This window comes from Luteitalea sp. (assembly GCF_044337415.1).
In the GTDB taxonomy this organism is placed as follows: Bacteria; Acidobacteriota; Vicinamibacteria; order Vicinamibacterales; family Vicinamibacteraceae; genus Luteitalea.
This window is the reverse complement of record NZ_JBIINP010000302.1, coordinates 1-3,943: the sequence shown is the minus strand read 5'-3', so window position 1 is coordinate 3,943 and position 3,943 is coordinate 1. Positions and strand designations below refer to the sequence as shown.

Annotated in this window: 3 protein-coding genes; all 3 read left to right on the top strand. The window is 71.1% G+C overall.

Annotation, left to right across the window (positions count from 1 at the left end; translation table 11 throughout):
- On the top strand, positions 1-1,116 hold a 1,116-nt coding region (locus ACIRDX_RS21325; protein ID WP_396627447.1), incomplete at its 5' end, for a hypothetical protein.
- A 51-nt stretch (positions 1,117-1,167) separates the two neighbouring features.
- The gene (locus tag ACIRDX_RS21320; protein WP_396627446.1) at positions 1,168-2,871 is read left to right on the top strand and encodes a hypothetical protein; all 1,704 of its coding nucleotides are present in this window, start codon (positions 1,168-1,170) and stop codon (positions 2,869-2,871) included.
- Positions 2,861-3,526 (top strand): TylF/MycF/NovP-related O-methyltransferase, encoded by a 666-nt coding sequence (locus ACIRDX_RS21315; RefSeq protein ID WP_396627445.1) that lies wholly within the window; start codon positions 2,861-2,863, stop codon positions 3,524-3,526. Before ACIRDX_RS21320 ends, ACIRDX_RS21315 begins: the two co-directional genes overlap by 11 nt.
- The last annotated feature ends 417 nt before the right edge of the window (positions 3,527-3,943 follow it).

Here is a 3,943-nt window from a genome sequence, read left to right as displayed (position 1 = left end):
CCGCAGGGTGTCGGCACGCCCGTCGTGTGGACGGCCAGCGCGAGCGGCGGCCAGCCGCCCTACCAGTATCAGTTCGTGCTCTTCAACGGCACGAGCTGGGTCGACGTCGGGCCGTGGTCCACCACCAATACCTACGCGTGGACGCCGGGCACGGCCAACGACGGGTACCAGGTGGCGGTCCGCGCGCGGAGCGCCTGGAACAGCGGGTCCAGGGAGTTGGCGACGGCGCAGGCTTTTGCGATCAAGCCCGTGGTGACGGGCCTGACGCTGACGCCAAGTGTCGCTGCGCCACGCGCGCCGAATACCAGCATCACCTGGACAGCCAGCGCCAGCGGGGGCGTCGCGCCCTACCAGTACCAGTTCGTCGTCTTCAACGGCACCACGTGGGTGGATGCCACGTCGTGGTCCACCACGGCCACCTGGCAGTGGACGCCGACCAGCGCCAACGCCAACTACCAGGTCGCGGTGCGGGCCAGGAGCGCGTGGAGCAGTGGTGCCCGGGAGAGGGCCGTTGCCCAGGCCTACCCGATCATGCCGCTGGTCACCGGCCTCACGCTCACACCGAGCGTCGCGTCGCCGCAGGGCGCTGGCGCGACGATCACGTGGACCGCCACGGCAAGCGGCGGGCAGGCGCCGTATCAGTACCAGTTCGTCCTGTTCAACGGGACCACCTGGCAGGACGTGTCGGCGTGGACCACCGTCAACACGTTCACCTGGCGGCCAACGGTCGCCAATGCCAACTACCAGATCGCGGTCCGTGCACGGGGCTCGTGGAACTCCGGGGCACGCGAGATGGCCGTGGCGCAGGCCTTCGTCATCAAGCCCGTCGTGACGGCGATCACCCTCACGCCGAACCTGGCCGCCCCGCGGGCGGTCGGCGCCACCATCACCTGGACGGCATCCGCCTCGGGTGGGGAGGGGCCGTACCTCTACCAGTTCGTGGTCTTCAACGGGACGTCGTGGGTCGATGCGGGCTCCTGGTCGTCCACCGCCACGTTCGCGTGGTCGCCGAGCCCTGCCAACATGAGCTATCAGGTGGCCGTGCGCGCCAAGGGCTCCTGGAACTCGGGGGGGAGGGAACTCGCGGTCGCGGCGGCGTACCCGATCACTCCGTAAGTCCGGCAGGGTCACTGGAGTCCGACCCCACGGGTGCCGACAAGTGTCCCTGTGTGGACCGAGTCCAGCGGCGACGACATGACGACGAGCGGTGCCGGTATCTGCGTCGTCGTGCAGTTCCTGCGCTTCGTCGAGGGGCTCTGGCCGTTCTGGGAGGCGCTGGCCCGCGACCTCGAGGCACAGGGGCAGTCGCTGGTCATCCTGTCGCCACACGCGCCGCCGCCCGGCGCGCACTGGCCTCCGGTCCTGCCGATTCCCTACGCCATTGGCGAGTACACGGCCGTCGCGCCGCCCGTCCCTCGGGCGCACTGGGCCGACCTCCTCGAGGTGGACTGGGCCTTCCACTCGCCGACGCATCCCCCAGCGCCCGCGCCCGGGCTCAGCGAGATGGCCTCGGCGCAGGGGCTCGTCGACGCGCTGCTCGACCACCTCCAGCCCGATGTCGTCCTGGCGTGGGCGCCGCCGTTTCCGCAGAGCCGACTCCTGTTGCACGACGCGCGCTGGCGGGAAGTGCCCGCCTTCGGCATCGAGCGGGGGTTCCTGCCCGGCACGCTGACCCTCGAGAGCCACGACGTCGGCTTCGGCGCCGACATCATCAGCCACCCTGCGCTTCCAAGCGCCCTGGCAGATCACATGCCGCACCCCGACATGCTGGCGGCCCTGCGCGTGCACGCGGGCCTGGATGCCGGCGAGCCGGCGCCGCAGCCGCGTGATGCCTCGCGCGCTCCCGTGGTCACGTTGCTCGGTTCCTGTCCGGGCTTCAACCTCCAGCCGCGCCAGTCGCGCATGATTCAGCTGGCGTCCCCATGGTTCTCGTCGTTCGGCGAGGCGTGCGACGCCCTCGCCGACGCCCTGCCGGCTGGCGTGCGCTTGAGGGCGCGCCCGCACCAGGCCGACGTCGAGGGGCGGCGCTACTGCGCCTCGTCCACGCGTGTCGAGGCGGCGCTCTCCGACTCGATCTCGGACCTCGTCGCCACCTCGGATGTCATCGCCGTGGTGGGGGGCACCCGCACACAACTCGAGGCGGTCCTCGCGGAGCGGCCGGTGCTGACGCTGTCGCGTGGACCCTTGTGGGGCGCCGGCGTGGCCTACGAGTTCGGCGGCCAGGATCTCCGCGCTGTCGTCAGGCAGGCGCTGGCGCGAGAGGGATGGGCCGATCGCCTCGACGCGGGTCGTCGCCTCGTCGGCTTCCTGGCCGCGCACACGTTGTACGCAGTCCCAGGCGTACCCCTGCCGCGCGGGGCCGCCGATCTCGCGACGTTTCTCGGTCGGTTCCGGCTGCCTCAGGCCGCGCCCGAGCCGCTGCCCCGGCGTCTGGATCGCTATCTTCGCGCGACGGCGCCGCTGCTGGCCGACTACGTCACGCGCGAGGTGCGAAGCGGCGCCAGGTCCTCGACGCTGTCGACGCAGGCGTACCTCGAGGCTGGCCTCGCTGCGGAGGTCCGCAGGGCAGGCGTCCGGCGGGTCGCTCTCTACGGCGCCGGCGTCGTCGGTCACCGCATGCGCGAGTTCCTGGCGGCCTGTGATGTCACGGTGGTGGCTGTGGTCGATCGCGATCCCGCCACGCACGGATACACCGAGGAGGCGGTGCCCGTCCTTGGCCCCGACGCGCTCGCGGGGCTGACGGTGGACGCGGTGATTCTGGCCACTCATGCGTATGAGGCGGCCATGCGGCTCGACCTGGCCGCCCGGGGCGTCGCGCCGCCTCTCGGGGTCTGGGGCGTTTCCGACTATCCTGCCAGCCATGCTCGATGACCTGCCGTCTCCGGACACGGCCTATGCGCACGAGAATGCGTTCTACCTGACGTGCGCCCCAGGCCGGCTCGGCAAGATGCTGGCGCACATGGAGCTGTACCGCCAGGCGGCGCAAGTGCCCGGGGCGATCGTCGAGTGCGGCATCTTCAAGGGCGCCTCCTTCGCGCGCCTCGCGATGGCGCGCCACCTGTTCGAATCAGAGGGCACGCGTCCGCTGATCGGGTTCGACACCTTCGGCGCATTTCCCGAGACGGGCTTTGCCGCTGACCAGGCGCCCCGCGAGCGCTTCATCGCCAGCGCGGGAAGCGAGAGCATCTCCGTCGAGCAGCTGCGTGGCGTGCTCGCCCACAAGCGCTGCGAGTCCAACGTCACGCTGGTGCCGGGCGACATCTGCACCACGGTCCCCGAGTACGTCGGCGCGCATCCGGAACTGCGGCTCGCGCTGCTGCACGTCGACGTCGACGTCTTCGAGCCCACCGAGACCGTGATGACCCACCTGGCGCCGCTCGTCGTCCCGGGCGGCATCATCGTCCTCGACGACTACGGCATCTTCCCGGGCGCCACCCGGGCCATCGATGCCTGGTTGGAGGGCCGGCCCGAGCGACTGCGGAGGATGCCGTACGCGCTGGCGCCGGCCTATGTCGTCCGTGCCTGAGGCGGCGACGATCCCCTGATGTATCCTTCGCGCCATCAGCATCGGGATGGCGTCGGGCGGCGCGGCGACGGCAGTGGCCTCGAGGGCCGAGGGCTGTCGGCTGGCCGTCGCTGGGGCCCTGACGCCGACGGTGGCCCGACGCCCGGCGGGGCCATCGGGAGCATCGCCCTCAAGAAAGACTCGCCTGTTGCCGAAGAAATGACGAGTAGCCGGGACATGCTGCACTGAGCACGGAGATTGCTTCAGGGGGCAGAGCGGGACTCCGGAGTGAGCCCCGTCGGCACGTGACCAGTGGGCGCAGGGAGGCGCCGAGGCACACATGGGCGATGTCATCCTGTTGACCGGGGCAGATGGCTACGTCGGATCCCGCCTGGCAGGTCCGCTGGCCGGACGCGGCGCCGTCGTGGGTGTGTCCCG

Bases quoted from the DNA above. Each gene is read 5' to 3' on its own strand.
- ACIRDX_RS21315 (WP_396627445.1), top strand. From the start codon at position 2,861: ATGCTCGATGACCTGCCGTCTCCGGACACGGCCTATGCGCACGAGAAT.